Origin of the sequence: Rhodococcus sp. 21391 (genome assembly GCF_016772255.1) — a bacterium.
In the GTDB taxonomy this organism is placed as follows: Bacteria; Actinomycetota; Actinomycetes; order Mycobacteriales; family Mycobacteriaceae; genus Rhodococcus_F; species Rhodococcus_F opacus.
In genome coordinates, this window is record NZ_CP063781.1 from 6,269,920 (window position 1) to 6,282,798 (window position 12,879).

General features: G+C 68.4%; 13 protein-coding genes and 1 pseudogene. 8 read left to right on the plus strand and 6 right to left on the minus strand.

Going from position 1 to position 12,879, the window contains the following annotated elements; translation table 11 throughout:
* The first annotated feature begins 129 nt into the window (after window positions 1–129).
* The 5 genes from GO592_RS28925 to GO592_RS28945 all read left to right on the plus strand — a co-directional run bounded on the left by GO592_RS28925 (window position 130) and on the right by GO592_RS28945 (window position 2,977).
* Window positions 130–1,275 carry a DNA cytosine methyltransferase gene (locus GO592_RS28925; protein ID WP_005561219.1) on the plus strand — a complete coding sequence of 382 codons (1,146 nt, stop codon included), beginning with the start codon at window positions 130–132 and terminating at the stop codon, window positions 1,273–1,275.
* 14 nt (window positions 1,276–1,289) lie between these two features.
* Complete coding sequence (locus GO592_RS28930; protein WP_007298384.1) at window positions 1,290–1,694, plus strand: very short patch repair endonuclease; 405 nt, start codon at window positions 1,290–1,292, stop codon at window positions 1,692–1,694.
* Window positions 1,695–1,819: 125 nt separating this feature from the next.
* Complete coding sequence (locus tag GO592_RS28935; protein WP_037202863.1) at window positions 1,820–2,089, plus strand: hypothetical protein; 270 nt, start codon at window positions 1,820–1,822, stop codon at window positions 2,087–2,089.
* 98 nt (window positions 2,090–2,187) lie between these two features.
* Entirely contained in the window at window positions 2,188–2,478 is a 291-nt protein-coding gene (locus GO592_RS28940) for a hypothetical protein (RefSeq protein ID WP_039951747.1), read from the plus strand.
* A gap of 67 nt (window positions 2,479–2,545) precedes the next feature.
* A complete protein-coding gene (locus GO592_RS28945) occupies window positions 2,546–2,977 on the plus strand; it encodes a nitroreductase family deazaflavin-dependent oxidoreductase (RefSeq protein WP_005561222.1) in 432 nt (143 codons plus the stop codon).
* A gap of 16 nt (window positions 2,978–2,993) precedes the next feature.
* Here the strand turns inward: GO592_RS28945 and GO592_RS28950 are convergent, their stop codons facing one another.
* From GO592_RS28950 to GO592_RS28970, 5 genes are all read right to left on the minus strand, one after another.
* On the minus strand, window positions 2,994–3,797 hold the full coding sequence (locus GO592_RS28950; RefSeq protein WP_007298382.1) for an NmrA family NAD(P)-binding protein: 804 nt from the start codon (window positions 3,795–3,797) through the stop codon (window positions 2,994–2,996).
* Window positions 3,798–3,873: 76 nt separating this feature from the next.
* Window positions 3,874–5,187: a serine hydrolase domain-containing protein gene (locus tag GO592_RS28955; protein ID WP_039951745.1), complete on the minus strand. Its 1,314-nt coding sequence runs from the start codon at window positions 5,185–5,187 to the stop codon at window positions 3,874–3,876.
* 102 nt (window positions 5,188–5,289) lie between these two features.
* The gene (locus GO592_RS28960; protein ID WP_007298380.1) at window positions 5,290–6,858 is read right to left on the minus strand and encodes an MFS transporter; all 1,569 of its coding nucleotides are present in this window, start codon (window positions 6,856–6,858) and stop codon (window positions 5,290–5,292) included.
* Entirely contained in the window at window positions 6,855–8,093 is a 1,239-nt protein-coding gene (locus GO592_RS28965; RefSeq protein ID WP_039951743.1) for a cation:proton antiporter, read from the minus strand. Before GO592_RS28965 ends, GO592_RS28960 begins: the two co-directional genes overlap by 4 nt.
* A gap of 134 nt (window positions 8,094–8,227) precedes the next feature.
* Window positions 8,228–9,301 carry a D-2-hydroxyacid dehydrogenase gene (locus tag GO592_RS28970; RefSeq protein WP_007298378.1) on the minus strand — a complete coding sequence of 358 codons (1,074 nt, stop codon included), beginning with the start codon at window positions 9,299–9,301 and terminating at the stop codon, window positions 8,228–8,230.
* A gap of 209 nt (window positions 9,302–9,510) precedes the next feature.
* On the opposite strand from GO592_RS28970, the gene GO592_RS28975 reads away from it, so the two are divergent.
* The 3 genes and pseudogenes from GO592_RS28975 to GO592_RS28985 form a co-directional block, all read left to right on the plus strand.
* Complete coding sequence (locus GO592_RS28975) at window positions 9,511–10,956, plus strand: MFS transporter (RefSeq protein ID WP_085990381.1); 1,446 nt, start codon at window positions 9,511–9,513, stop codon at window positions 10,954–10,956.
* The gene (locus GO592_RS28980; RefSeq protein ID WP_007298376.1) at window positions 10,953–11,693 is read left to right on the plus strand and encodes a fumarylacetoacetate hydrolase family protein; all 741 of its coding nucleotides are present in this window, start codon (window positions 10,953–10,955) and stop codon (window positions 11,691–11,693) included. Before GO592_RS28975 ends, GO592_RS28980 begins: the two co-directional genes overlap by 4 nt.
* Window positions 11,690–11,830 (plus strand): annotated as a pseudogene (locus tag GO592_RS28985) (SDR family NAD(P)-dependent oxidoreductase); the annotation flags it as partial. The gene GO592_RS28980 and the pseudogene GO592_RS28985, both read left to right, overlap by 4 nt.
* Before the next feature lie 65 nt (window positions 11,831–11,895).
* On the opposite strand, the gene GO592_RS28990 reads toward GO592_RS28985, so the two are convergent.
* Window positions 11,896–12,807 (minus strand): LysR family transcriptional regulator, encoded by a 912-nt coding sequence (locus tag GO592_RS28990; RefSeq protein WP_007298375.1) that lies wholly within the window; start codon window positions 12,805–12,807, stop codon window positions 11,896–11,898.
* Window positions 12,808–12,879: the final 72 nt, after the last annotated feature.

The following is a 12,879-nucleotide window of genomic DNA, read 5'->3' on the forward strand; positions in this document are numbered from 1 at the left end:
GTGAGTACTTATTAACCGCCCGCCGTTAATAAGTACTCACGGGTCGTTGGTCAAAGCGGGCACAGATCTCGAGTAACGTTCTCGGGTGACTGGTTCGTGAGGAAGGGTGCCGTGACGTCAACCGGGAGCATGGTGGGCCTGTTCGCCGGTATCGGCGGGCTCGAGTTGGGTCTGAGAGAGCACGGCTGGAACACCGAACTGCTCTGTGAGATCGACCCGGGCGCCCAGGCGGTTCTGCGTACCCGATTCACCGACGTCCCTGTGCATTCCGACGTCACCAAGCTGCGTTCCCTCCCCCAGGACATCGAACTCGTCGCAGCGGGATTCCCTTGCCAGGACCTCTCCCAGGCCGGCCGGACCGCCGGTATCACGGGTTCCCGTTCCGGCCTCGTCGACGAGGTGTTCCGCTTGGTGAAGCGGAAGAAGGGTCCGCGCTGGCTCCTGATCGAGAACGTGCCGTTCATGCTGCAACTGGGTCGCGGTGCGGCTATGAGGCATATCACGGACGCCCTCGAGGACCTCGGCTACACGTGGGCGTACCGGGTGGTCGATGCGCGCGCGTTCGGGCTCCCCCAGCGCCGTCAGCGGGTCCTGATGCTCGCCTCGCGCACCGAGGACCCCCGCGCGGTGCTGTTCGGTGAGGACGCCGGAGAACGCCCCGTCGACGACCATGCCGACTTCCCGTGTGGTTTCTATTGGACCGAGGGCACCCGCGGTCTCGGGTGGGCGGTCAACGCGGTCCCCACACTGAAGGGCGGTTCGTCCGTCGGTATCGCGAGCCCGCCCGCCGTGCGACTGCCGTCGGGCGAGATCGTGACGCCCGGACTCGTGGACGCCGAACGCCTGCAGGGCTTCGACCCCGACTGGACGGCGCCCGCCGCGCTGGTCCCCGGGCTGCGGAACAGTCATCGGTGGAAGCTCGTCGGCAACGCGGTGAGTGTGCGGATGGCGTCGTGGGTCGGTCGGCGTCTGCTCGAGCCGGCGGACTACGAGCGGGGCATCGAGACGCCGATGAAGCCCGGCGACGCGTGGCCGGTGGCGGCGTGGGGCAGCAATCGTCAGGCCTTCCGGGTCCACACCTCGACGTGGCCGGTGCAGGAGCCGTACGAGGATCTCAGCGGATTCCTGGAGGACACCCGGCTGCTGTCGGCGCGCGCGACCGCCGGCTTCCTGAAGCGGGCGCGGATGGGCAATCTGCGTTTCGTTCCCGGGTTCATCGACGACGTCGAGAGCCACCTCGACCGCATGGGCGGCTTCCCCGAGGCCGCCGCGTAGCGGACGGACCCGCGATGCCCGCCACCGATCCCGCGACCAGTGCCCGGATGCGGGCGCAGCGGCGTCGCGACACCGCGCCCGAACTCGCACTGCGCCGGGAACTGCACCGGCGCGGGGTCCGGTACTACGTGGACCGGGCGCCGATGAAGGGCGTCCGGCGGCGCGCCGACCTGGTGTTTCCGCGACGGAAGGTGGCCGTGTACGTGGACGGGTGCTTCTGGCACAACTGCCCGCAGCACGCCACGTTCCCGAAGAACAACGCACGGTGGTGGGCCGAGAAGCTCGCCGGGAACGTCACCCGCGATCGTGACACCGACACGAGGCTGACCGACGCCGGGTGGACGGTGGTGCGGATCTGGGAACACGAGAATCCGGTGGTCGCCGCGAACAGGGTCCAGGAAGCTCTGGCCGACGAGTGACCACTGCTTCGCTGACGGCGGGAGGTCGAGGTGTTGAATTTTCCACCCCTAGGGGTATGGTCGCCGATGGCGGATCGGTGCAGGATGGTCTCATCGGTAACCATTCGGACCACCTTCGGAGGAGCATGATGATCCGCCGAATCGTCGCGGCGGCCTCCATTGCGTTTGCAGCAGCGGCCGTCCCACTCGTCGGTCCGGCGACCTTTGCCGTCGCTGCACCGGGTGACACCTACATCAGCAACCCCCCGGCCAACCCGTCGGATCAGAGTTTCTGCGACGACCAGGCCGCCCTCGCCAACAACCTCTCCGCGAAGGGCGATTTTGCGCGTGCCGACGGCGTCGTGTCGGCCGCGAACATGAGCGGTTGCCGCATCTACACGTTCCCCAGCCCGTAATCGGTTGCCGTTGGCAACGGCGGCCACAGTGGGAGCAGGCCGACATCCTGTCGTGGGAGCCACCGGCCCGCCGATTCGACCTGGTGTCGGCACATTTCATGCCTCTACCGGGACCTGCCCGCGAGGCCCTGCACCGTCGCCTGGCCGGAGCGGTCCGCCCCGGTGGGCGGCTTCTCGTCGTCGGGCATCACCCGTCCGATCTGGAGACGTCCGTCGGGCGGCCCAATGTTCCCGACATGCTGTTCACACCGGAACAGGTCGCTGCCGTACTGGACGCCGCGGAGTGGGAGATCCTGGTGTCGGCGGCGCCCTCGCGTGAGGCGCGCGACCCCGAGGGCCGGCCCGTCACCGTTCACGACACCGTTCTGCACGCGGTTCGCCGGGCCTGACGACGGTCTACTGTGTGGGCACGATCTGTTCCGAGTGCCGAGACCAGAGTGCCGAGACGAGGACGCCGTGGCCGACCTGTTCGTGAAAGCCCTTCAGCTGCACCAGTTCGTCTACGAACGCAGCGGAGGATGGGTGGGGCACCGGTTGCTGTTCGGGATGCCGACCCTGCTGCTGCACAGTGTCGGCCGGAAGTCCGGGCAGCCGCGCACGTCCGCGTTGACGTACGGCCGCGACGGCGCACGCTTCCTGGTCGTCGCGTCGAAGGGTGGTGCGCCCACGTCGCCCGCGTGGATGCACAACGTGCTGGCCGCGCCGACCTGCGAGATCCAGGTGGGCCGCGACCACATCACCGTGGCGGCGCGGAAGGTTCTGCCGGGCGACCCGGATTACGACCGGATGTGGGCGACGATGAACGAGATCAACCACGGCCGGTACAGCGACTATCAGAAGAAGACGGATCGGCCGATCCCCGTCATCGCGCTCACCCCGACCCGCTGACTCGGCCGGTGCGGCCTCAGCGGAACTCGTCGACGTGCGCCGACGCCCACTGCGCGAAGGTGGTCGCGGGGCGCCCGGTGAGTTGCTCGACGAGCCGGTTCGCCTCCTGGGGAGCGTCGACCAGACTCGCCATCCCTTCCAGATACCAGCGGGCGTACTCCCCCATCGCCGGTGTCAGGACGTCCACGGCCTCGTCCAGCGACACCTGCCGGTACTCGATGTTCCGGCCGAGGGCGGCGCCGAGTTCTCGGACGAGGTCGTCGCGGGTGATCGTCTCGGGACCGGTGAGTTCGTACGACGCGCCGACGTGCCCGTCCTCGAGGAGAGCGACGGCCGCGACCTCGGCGATGTCGTTCATGGCGATCGGCGCGTTCGCCGCCGTCGGGTACGGCTCACGCACGGTGTCTCCCGCGGCGATCTGCGGTGCCAGGATTCCCGCGTTCTCCATGAACTCGCCGGGCCACAGGTGTGTCCACTCGATGCCGGACGCCTCGACGGCCCGTGCGACGTCACCCCAGTGTCCGTCGTGGGGGCCGGACAGGTCGACGACGTGCCGGACTCCGGCCTGCTTCGCCAGGGCGAGCGCGTCCGGGGCGGTGTCGGGAGTCGGTGCGAGGTACAGGGAATCGACGCCCTCGAACGCCGCGGGCAGGCTTGCGAGTCTGCGGAGGTATCCCTCGACGACGGTGACCGAGTCCGGAAGTTGCGCCTTGTCAGGATGATTCGTGAGGGCCCGGACGTCCGTCGCACCCCGCGCGAGCAGGTGGTCGACGAGCATTCTGCCGATGTTCCCGGTTGCCCCCGTCACGAGAATCGTCATGCCCTGCACGCTACCGCCGCGGGAGGGCATGTGAGTGGCGAAGTGTGCTCGCGTACGCTTTGCCACTCACATGGGGTCAGCTGGTCGGCGGGGCGGACGTCGAGGACGTTGCCGGGGTCTCCGAGGGCGTCGGCGTGGCCGGGGACGACGCGTCCGGATTCTGCACTCCGGCGCTGAGCTTGTAGACGTGTTCCGGCGAGATGATCTCCGTGACGGCCCCCGCCAGCGCCGTGCTGGGTTCGCTGCCCTGATAGGGGACGTCGGTGTTGATCATGATCGCGAGGGTGGTTTCCTGCTCGGGCAGGTAGACGCACACAGTCTGGTACCCGGGGAGGCTGCCGTTGTGCCCGATCCAGCCGGCGACGTCGAAGATGCCCAGGCCGTAGCCCACGTCGGATGCCAGACCCGGTGCGTTCACCGTCTCGAGCCGCTGCGCCTGTGTGGCCGGCTGCAGCAGGGTGCCGGTGGCGAGAGCCGGCGCCCAGATGTGCAGGTCGTCGAGGGTCGAAATCATCGCGCCCGCCGCCCATCCCCAGGACGGATTCCAGTTGGTGGCCACGGCTTCCTTGTCGTCCAAGGTCTGCTCGGTGTAGCCCTGCGCGTGCGGTTCGGGGAACGCGTTGGTGGTGGGGAAGCTCGTGCCCGCCATCTTCAGCGGCTGGACGATCTTCTGCGTCACGTACTCCGGGAGCGGCAGTCCGCTGACCTTCTCGATGACAAGTCCGAGCAGGGTCGTGTTCGTGTTGGAGTACTCGAATCCTTGCCCGGGCGGGAACGTCGCGGGCTGCGCGAACGCGTAACCCAGCAGTTGTTGCGGGGTGAACGCCGCCTGCGGGTCGCTGAGCAACGCCTTCTGGAAGTCCTCGTTGGCCGAGTAGTTGGCCAGCCCGCTCTGCATCCGGGCGAGCTGGCGCAGCGTGATCTGATCACCCAGCGGCACGCCCTCCACGTACTTCGAGATCGGGTCGTCGAGCGCGACCTTGTCTTCGTCGACCAGTTGCAGCACACCGGTGACCGTGAACGTCTTTGTCACACTGCCGATTCGGTGATAGAAATCGGTCTCCATCGGCGCGCCCGTCGTCTTGTCGGCGACACCGAACGCCTTCATGTAGTTGCCGTCGGGCCCCCACACTCCCACTATCGCGCCGGGAATCGCCGCCATCGACATCGTCTTCTCGATCGCCTCGTCGAGTCGGTCCGCGACACCGGGGTCGATCTGCGCATCCGCCCCGGCGTTCGGTGATCCCGTCTGCGTCGTCGTGGAGGTAGCGGAGGTGCCCGTGGAGGACGAGTCCTCGGAGCACGCCGCAGGCACTACCAGCAGCAATGCCGCGGCGGCCGCCACGAGGCCTCGTCGCCGATTCGTCCTGGTCACGACCTGAGCTGTCATCGTGCGTCCCGTCGTCGAGGTGCCCCTCTCGGGAATTTACTCCGCGACCGCCGGGCGAATGTACCTTTCGGCGCTTCTGAGGCGACCGGCGGTACATTCGCCCTACTGCGCTCTCTCGGTCGCGTATTCGGCCAGCAGCCGCTTCTCCTTCTCCCGGTGCGGGAAGAAGAAGAACACCACCACGGCCCCCGCGCACACCACCAGGATCGCGGCGAGGTACGCGCGATCGTCGCCGTCCAGGAAGGCGTTGCGGGCGGCGGCGATGATCTGCTCGGCGTACTGCGGATAGCGTTCCGCGAGCACTTCGGCGCTGGAGTACGACTTCGTGAGCGCCGCTTGGGTTTCCGGGGTGATCTGGCTCGAGTGCGGCGACGAGGCGATCGTCGCCGACAGCGACTTCGCGTAGCCGGCGGTGAGCACCGCGCCGAGGATCGACTGCATGATCGCGCCGCCGAGGTCGCGTTGCAGGTCGGATGTGCCGGACGCCATGCCCGCCCGCGACACCGGCACCGAACCGGTGAGCGACCGCGACGCCGGGGTGCCCGCGAACCCGACGCCGATGCCCACGAACGCGTACGCGAGGGCCACCCACCAGAAGGTCGCGTCCTCGTCCCACCACACCAGCGCGACAAGCAGTCCGAGGACGACGAACAGGTAGCCGAGCAGCAGCGTGAACCGGGCGCCGTGCGATTCGACGAGTTTCGCGGAGCGGGGTGCGACGAGGACCATCGCGACCGCGGCCGGGATGATCGCGGAACCGGCGGCGAGCGTGGAGTACCCGAGCACGTTCTGGAGGAACTGCTGCCCGATGAACATCGCACCCATCAACGCGCCGAACACGATCACCCCGCCGACGGCGGCGACCCAGAACGTCGGGCGGGCGGCGACGTGCAGATCGAACAGCGGGTGCGCCGCCCGCCGTTGCTGCAGGAAGAACGCGGCTCCCGCGGCGAGGGCGATCAACCCGAGACCGAGGGCGAGCGCCCCGGCGCCGTCCACAGGCGCGAAATTGATCGCGAGGATGAGGGCGGCGATGAAGACGACGGAGATGATGCCGCCGAGATTGTCGACGGGATCGGTCGTCTCGTTGACGTGGGCGGGCACCCACAGGATGGCGGCCACGAGGGCGAGACCGGCGAGCGGAAGGGTCACGAGGAACACCGAGCCCCAATGGAAGTGCTCGAGCAGCGCGCCCGACACGATCGGCCCGAGCGACGAGATTGCGCCACCGAGGGCCGACCACAATGCGATCGCCTTGGTCCGGGGCGGTCCCGACCATAGCGCCGTGATGATCGCGAGGGTGGTGGGGAACGCGAGCCCGGCGGAGACACCGCCGAGAACACGTGCGAGGAACAGTATTTCGAAGTTACCCGCGAATCCCGCGATCGCCGACGCCGGCAGCGACAGCGCCATGCCGAGCACCAGCATCTGCTTGCGGCCGTAGCGATCGCCGAGGGCCCCCAGATACAGAACCGACGCGGCGAGCCCGAGGGAGTACGCGACGGCGACGAGGTTCAGCTGCGTCTGACTCGCGTCGAAAGCGCGGCCGATGTCGGGGAGTGCGACATTCGCGACGGACAGGTTCAGGTTGGCAACGGCGGCGACGAGGATGAGGGTCGCGAGGATCAGCGTGGCGCGGGCCGGCGCCTGCGTCGTTTCGGTTCGAGTCACTGTCTGCTCCCGGGGTTCTGGTCGCCGCGTGGGCTCGCCGTGTCGGCCGACGGTTCGGGGCCCGACGCCAGCAGCGATGCGGCGAGCGGGAAGAGGAGGACGGTGATCGCGCCTGCCGCGACGAGCACGGAGGCGTTGGCGGACGTCATGTCACCGGAGTCGACGGCCACTCCGGTGACGGCCACGATCAGCGGCAGACCCGTTCCCGCGTACAGCGCCAGCTGGGTGCGTTCGCGGCCGGTGAAGGGCGGATCCGTGCCGTCGGCGCCCCGGTCGAATCTCCCGGCGAAGTAGACCGGGCCTGCCCGCACCAGCAGGATCAGCAGGACGAACGCGATCAGGACCCCGGGTTCCGACGCCACCGCGGCGACGTCGATAGCCATGCCGGACGTCACGAAGAAGATCGGGATCAGGAACCCGAACGCCAGGCCGTCGAGCTTCGTTTCGAGCGTCTCGTCACCTTCGGGCGTGGCCCGCCGCAGGATGAACCCGGCCGCGAAGGCACCGAGGATCGTGTCGAGACCGAACGACGCCGCGAGCACGGTGAGTGCGACGAGAAGCAGCATGGTCAGCCGGACCGTGGTCTGCGACGTCGTCTCCGATCCCGACCGGATGATCGCGGTGATCCGGGAACCCTCCCGCCGCACTCGGGCGGGTATGAACGCGACCAGCACCGCCGCGGCCGTGAACAGTCCGAGGACCACGATGGACGCCACCGACCCGCGGGAGCCGAGCAGAACTGCCATGGCGACGACGGGCCCGAGTTCGCCGAACGCGCCGTGATTGAGGATCGTCCTGCCCAGCCGGGTGTCGAGTGCGCCCGCGTCCCGGAGGATCGGGAGCAGCGTGCCGAGCGCCGTCGACGTCATGGCAATGGCCACCGCGGTTCCGGCGTCGACCGCGTGGACGAGGCTCAGCAGCGTCACCACCGCGAACGCCAGGGCAAGCGACACCAGCCACGTCAGCAGGGCCCGCCTGCCGCCGCGGCCGGTGATCTCGGCCGTGTCGATCTCGTACCCGGCCAGCAGGAAGAGCAGCCCCAGCCCGAGGTCGCGCAGCAGTTCGATCTCGCTGCCCTCGACGGCCAGGTCGAAGACGTGCGGGCCGATGACGATCCCGGCGACGAGGAGAAGTACCACCTCGGGCACCAGCTTCCGGGGAAACAACCCGGCGAGCAGTGGGGCGATCACGGCGCATGCGACGATCCAGAACAGCGAGGCGCCCACGGAAGGCATGCATCACCCCGTCTCTCGAACACCCGGACACAGCACTGTGTTCGAGCCTCACAGAGCCTGGACGACGAGACATCATCCGTGAGGGATGAACGCCGCCGGCGCGCCGCCGACACACAGCCGGCAGCGCCGAATCGTCAGTAGAACTCGACGGTGTCGACGCGGTTGATCAGTTCCTCGCCGTCGAGGAACCGGGTGGCATTGCGCGCGAACAGTTCCGCGATGAGGCGATCCTCCGCGGGATTCAACGCTGCGGTGTGCGGGCTGACCAGCACGTTCGGGTGAGTCCACAGCGGACTGTCCGACGCCAGGGGCTCGGACGCGAAGACGTCCAGCGCGGCGAATCCGACCCGCCCGTCCTCGATCGCCGCGGTCATGGCGACCTCGTCGACGACGGTGCCCCGGCCCACGCTCACCACCGTCACGCCGGGCTTGACCGCGCCGAATACCTTTGCGCTGACGAGGCCCTCGGTGGCACTGGTTCCGGGAAGCGTCACGACGATGCCGTCCGCGTCCCCGACCACATCGGCCAGCCGGTCGGGGTGCACGATCTCGTCGACTCCCTCGATCGCGGTGTCGCGCCTGCTCGTTCCGACGACAGTGGCGCCGAGGGCCTTCAGTTTCAGTGCCGTCGCGCGGCCGATGCTGCCGAGCCCGACGATGACGATGCGCTGCCCGGACACGGTCCCCATGGCCCAGCGGCCGCTCCACACCTTGTCGCACTGCTGGGCGAGGAGGCGCGGGAGGGTCTTGGCACCGGCCAGCAGGCCGAAGACGGCGAACTCGGCCAACGGCTCCGCGTGCACACCGGCGGAGGTGCTGAATGCGATGCGGGCGAGTTGCTCGTCGGTGAGGCCGGCCGCCTTCACCTGGGCCCCACCGCCGGCGGGCATCGTGTGCACCCAGCGGAGCCCGGGGTTGACGCCCGCCGTCCTCGTCAGCGCCGCGGGAGTCTCGTCGGGCACGCCGTACAGGGCTTGCGCCGAATCGACCAGGTCGTCGAAGGCCTTCTGCTGCTCCGCGGTCCGGGAGAACGACGGATCGCCGGAGTGATCACCCGGGAATCGGGAGGGCGGCAGCAGATCCTGCTCGCGGATGAAGTCGATGCGCGGTTCCGCCCGAATGACGAGACTGATGAGCTCTTCGCTCACGGGGGTCGCGGCGACGACGCGGAGTCGCCCGTCGAGTGGCTTCGAGTCGTGTGCGCTCACTGCAGATTCCTTCGTATACGGGCCGATTCTGACCATATGTTCAGAACAAAAACTGTGCACTAATCATGTGATTCAGTCAACACTTTCAGTTATGTATGACAAATGGTCGTCTTCGCGGTATCGTCCTCGGCACGCCAGTGACCTGGGTCACTACACCGAACTGTTTGTGACCGCGCTCGACGTGGTCCCGTCCCACAACGGAGCAGAAGATGTCCCCAGAATCGAAGACTCAAGTAGGCGCAGACTCGAAGATGCCGGAAGGCCGTGAATCCACCCGACCGGTGCGCGCCTCCGACGACCCGGAGTACGCCGCGAACCTCAAACGCGCGACGCTCGCCAGTTCCATCGGCAGCGCGCTCGAGTACTACGACTTCGCCCTGTACGGCCTGGCGTCGGCGCTGATATTCGGCGAGCTGTTCTTCCCCGCCATGGGTGCGTCGGCCGCGCTGATGGCCAGTTTCGGCACGTACGCCGTCGGCTTCCTCGCCCGTCCCGTCGGCGGCCTGTTCTTCGGCGCCCTCGGGGACCGCCTCGGACGCAAGGCCGTCCTGATGATCACGATCGCGATCATGGGCGGCGCGAGCACGCTGATCGGCGTCCTGCCCACCGGCGCACAGGTCGGCATCTGGGCCCCGATCATGCTGGTCGCGCTGCGACTGCTGCAGGGCTTCGGCGCCGGCGCCGAGCAGGCCGGTGCCACGACACTGATGGCGGAGTATTCGCCCACCCCGCGACGCGGATTCTTCTCCGCACTCCCCTTCGTCGGGATCATGGTGGGCACCCTGATGGCCTCCGGGGTCTTCGCGATCCTCGGCCAGATCGACCGTGAACTCCTCCTCGACTGGGTGTGGCGGGTGCCGTTCCTGGCGTCTGTCTTCCTCATCGCGGTCGCCGTGTTCATCCGGCTCCGCATGCAGGAGAGTCCCACGTTCATCAAGCTGGAGAAGCAGGATCAGATCAGCGAGAGCCCGTTCCGGGAGCTGATCGGCAGCTCGATGCCCAGCGTGCTCCGCGGCATCGGCCTCCGGATGGCCGAGAACGGCGGCTCGTACATCTTCCAGACCCTCGGCATCAGCTACGTGACGACGGTGGTGGGTGTCAGCAAGTCGATCGGACCGCTCGCCATCGCCTGCGGCGCCGCCCTCGGCATGCTCGTCATCCCGATCTCGGGCGCGCTGTCGGACCGCTTCGGCCGGATGCGGGTGTACCGGTTCGGTGCGGCCCTGCAGCTCGTCCTCGCGGTCCCGTCGTGGTGGCTGCTCTCACTCGGCAACCCGGTTCTCGTGGTGGCGACGCTCGCGGTCAGCTACGGGATCGGCGTCAACGTGATGCTCGGTGCGCAGTGCGCGGCCCTGCCCGAGCTGTTCGGCAATCGCCACCGCTACATCGGCGTCGCGGTCGCCAGGGAGACGAGCGCCATCCTCGCCGGCGGCATCGCGCCCTTCGTCGGCGCACTGCTGCTGTCGCTGCTGAACAACTCGTGGGTGCCGCTCGCGATCTACGTTCTGGTCCTCAGCGTCATCACGTTCGCCACCACGTTCGTGACACCCGAAACCCGTGGCCGCGACCTCGGGCTCGCCTGGGACGCGATGGCCGACCCGGTCCACGGACCGGATGCCGTCACCACCGGGTCGAAGGATCGGGTCGACGCATGAGACTGGCCCGCATCGCCACCGACTCGGGACCGCGGCCGGTGTGCCTGCGCGACGGTCGCTGGCACGAGGTGGCGGATCCGTACGCGGATACCCTGACGTTCACCGGACCCGCACACGACCTCGACGGCGCACGCCTGCTCGCGCCCGCCGAACCGCGGGTCCTGCTCGGGATGGCCCACAACGGCGCACCCGGAGATCGTGACCTCCCGTTGCAGGCGTTCATGAAGTCGACGCGCACGGTGATCGGCCCCGAGGATCCGATCGTGGTCGACGAAGGGCTCGGGCAGGTGAACGTCGAGGGCGAGCTGACCGTCGTCATCCGCCGCACCTGCCGCCGCCTGCGCCCCGGGGACGTCCCGTCCGCGATCCTCGGATACACGATCGGCAACGACGTCACCGCCGTCGAACAGACAGCGTTGGACGACAAGCTCACCCAGGCCAAGCACGGCGACGGTTTCACCCCGCTGGGACCGTGGATCGAGACGGATCTCGACTCCGGAGACGTGCCGATCGCGGTGCGCGTCAACGGCGTGACGGTGGCCGAGGCGTCCACCCGGCAGCTGGCCTGGAACGTGTCCGAGCAACTGGTCCATCTCACCCGGTATCTGACCCTCGGTCCGGGAGACGTCGTGCTCACCGGTTGCCCGTTCACGCTCGGCCCGGTCAAACCGGGTGACCGTGCCGAGATCACGCTCGGCGGAATCGGCACGCTGGCCAACCCGGTGCGTGCGCTGTGAATCTCTTCGATCTGTCCGGTCGCATCGCCCTGGTCACCGGTTCGAGCCGGGGAATCGGCTACGCCCTCGCGCGGGGCCTGGCCGAGGCGGGCGCCACGATCGTCCTCAACGGGGTGTCGGCCGAGCGCGTCGGACGGATCCCGGTATGTCAACGGTCAGGTGATCTTCATCGACGGGGGGATGACCGCGGTGGTGTGAGGGTTCAGCCGCCGACCGCGGCGGCCGGTTCGGTCCGCAGCTCGCCGAAGGAGCGGCGGGTGTGCAGGACGAGTTCGCGGAGCGCGGGACCCGCGAGGCTCTTCCAGACCAGCGCGAGCACGGCCGGGATGTCCACGTCGTCCAGTGCGACCGCCGTCAACCGTCCTCGGTAGTCCGTCGCCATCGACTCGCTGAGGATCGCGACCCCCAGCCCGCGGATCGCGAGGTCCGCGACGGCGTCGGGCGCACTCGCCTGCAGGGCGATGTCGGGGCGGAGGCCTGCGGCCGCACACGCCTGGTCGAAGACCGTCCGGATCCCCGTTCCGGTCGGCATACATACGATCGCATGGTCGCCGAGTTCGGCCAGGGTGACGCGCGAACGCCCGGCCAGGGGGTGTCCGGGTGGCACGGCCGCGACCAGCCCCTCGCTGATGATCGGGAAGGCGTCCAGGCCTTCCGGCGGGGCGGTCGCGGTGCCGACGAGAGCGAGATCGATGGCACCGGCACGGACCCGTTCGACGAGGCGGTCGGAACTGTCCTCGGTCAGCGTGATCTCGATCCCCGGGTGCGCGACGTGAAACGCGGACAGCGCGTCGAACAGCGGCTTCACCGTGCAGGCGGTGACCATCCCGACGACGAGCCGGCCCCGGATCAGCTGGTTGACGTCGTCCACAGCCTGTCGCATCGACTCGGCCGACGCGAGCGCCTCGCGGGCGTGCACGAGCGCTGCCTCCCCCGCGGACGTAAGCGTCGCGGTCCGGCTCGACCGGTCGATCAGCGTGGCGCCGAGGTCGTGCTCGAGCTGCCGGATCTGCGCACTGATCCCCGATTGGCTGATGTGGACGCGTTCGGCGGCACGGGTGAAGTTCGCTTCTTCGGCGACCGCGACGAAGTACTCCAGCTGCCTCAGTTCCATAAGCAAAGATTCTAGTATCCAGCAAAACTATCCGTTGGACTTCCGGTTGCGGGGCAACCATTCTGAGATGTG

Coding starts and splice junctions, on each gene's coding strand:
- GO592_RS28940 (WP_039951747.1), top strand. CDS start 2,188: ATGCCTCTACCGGGACCTGCCCGCGAGGCCCTGCACCGTCGCCTGGCC.
- GO592_RS28955 (WP_039951745.1), bottom strand. CDS start 5,187: ATGACAGCTCAGGTCGTGACCAGGACGAATCGGCGACGAGGCCTCGTG.
- GO592_RS28980 (WP_007298376.1), top strand. CDS start 10,953: ATGAGACTGGCCCGCATCGCCACCGACTCGGGACCGCGGCCGGTGTGC.
- GO592_RS28990 (WP_007298375.1), bottom strand. CDS start 12,807: ATGGAACTGAGGCAGCTGGAGTACTTCGTCGCGGTCGCCGAAGAAGCG.
- GO592_RS28925 (WP_005561219.1), top strand. CDS start 130: ATGGTGGGCCTGTTCGCCGGTATCGGCGGGCTCGAGTTGGGTCTGAGA.
- GO592_RS28965 (WP_039951743.1), bottom strand. CDS start 8,093: ATGCCTTCCGTGGGCGCCTCGCTGTTCTGGATCGTCGCATGCGCCGTG.
- GO592_RS28950 (WP_007298382.1), bottom strand. CDS start 3,797: ATGACGATTCTCGTGACGGGGGCAACCGGGAACATCGGCAGAATGCTC.
- GO592_RS28930 (WP_007298384.1), top strand. CDS start 1,290: ATGCCCGCCACCGATCCCGCGACCAGTGCCCGGATGCGGGCGCAGCGG.
- GO592_RS28975 (WP_085990381.1), top strand. CDS start 9,511: ATGTCCCCAGAATCGAAGACTCAAGTAGGCGCAGACTCGAAGATGCCG.
- GO592_RS28935 (WP_037202863.1), top strand. CDS start 1,820: ATGATGATCCGCCGAATCGTCGCGGCGGCCTCCATTGCGTTTGCAGCA.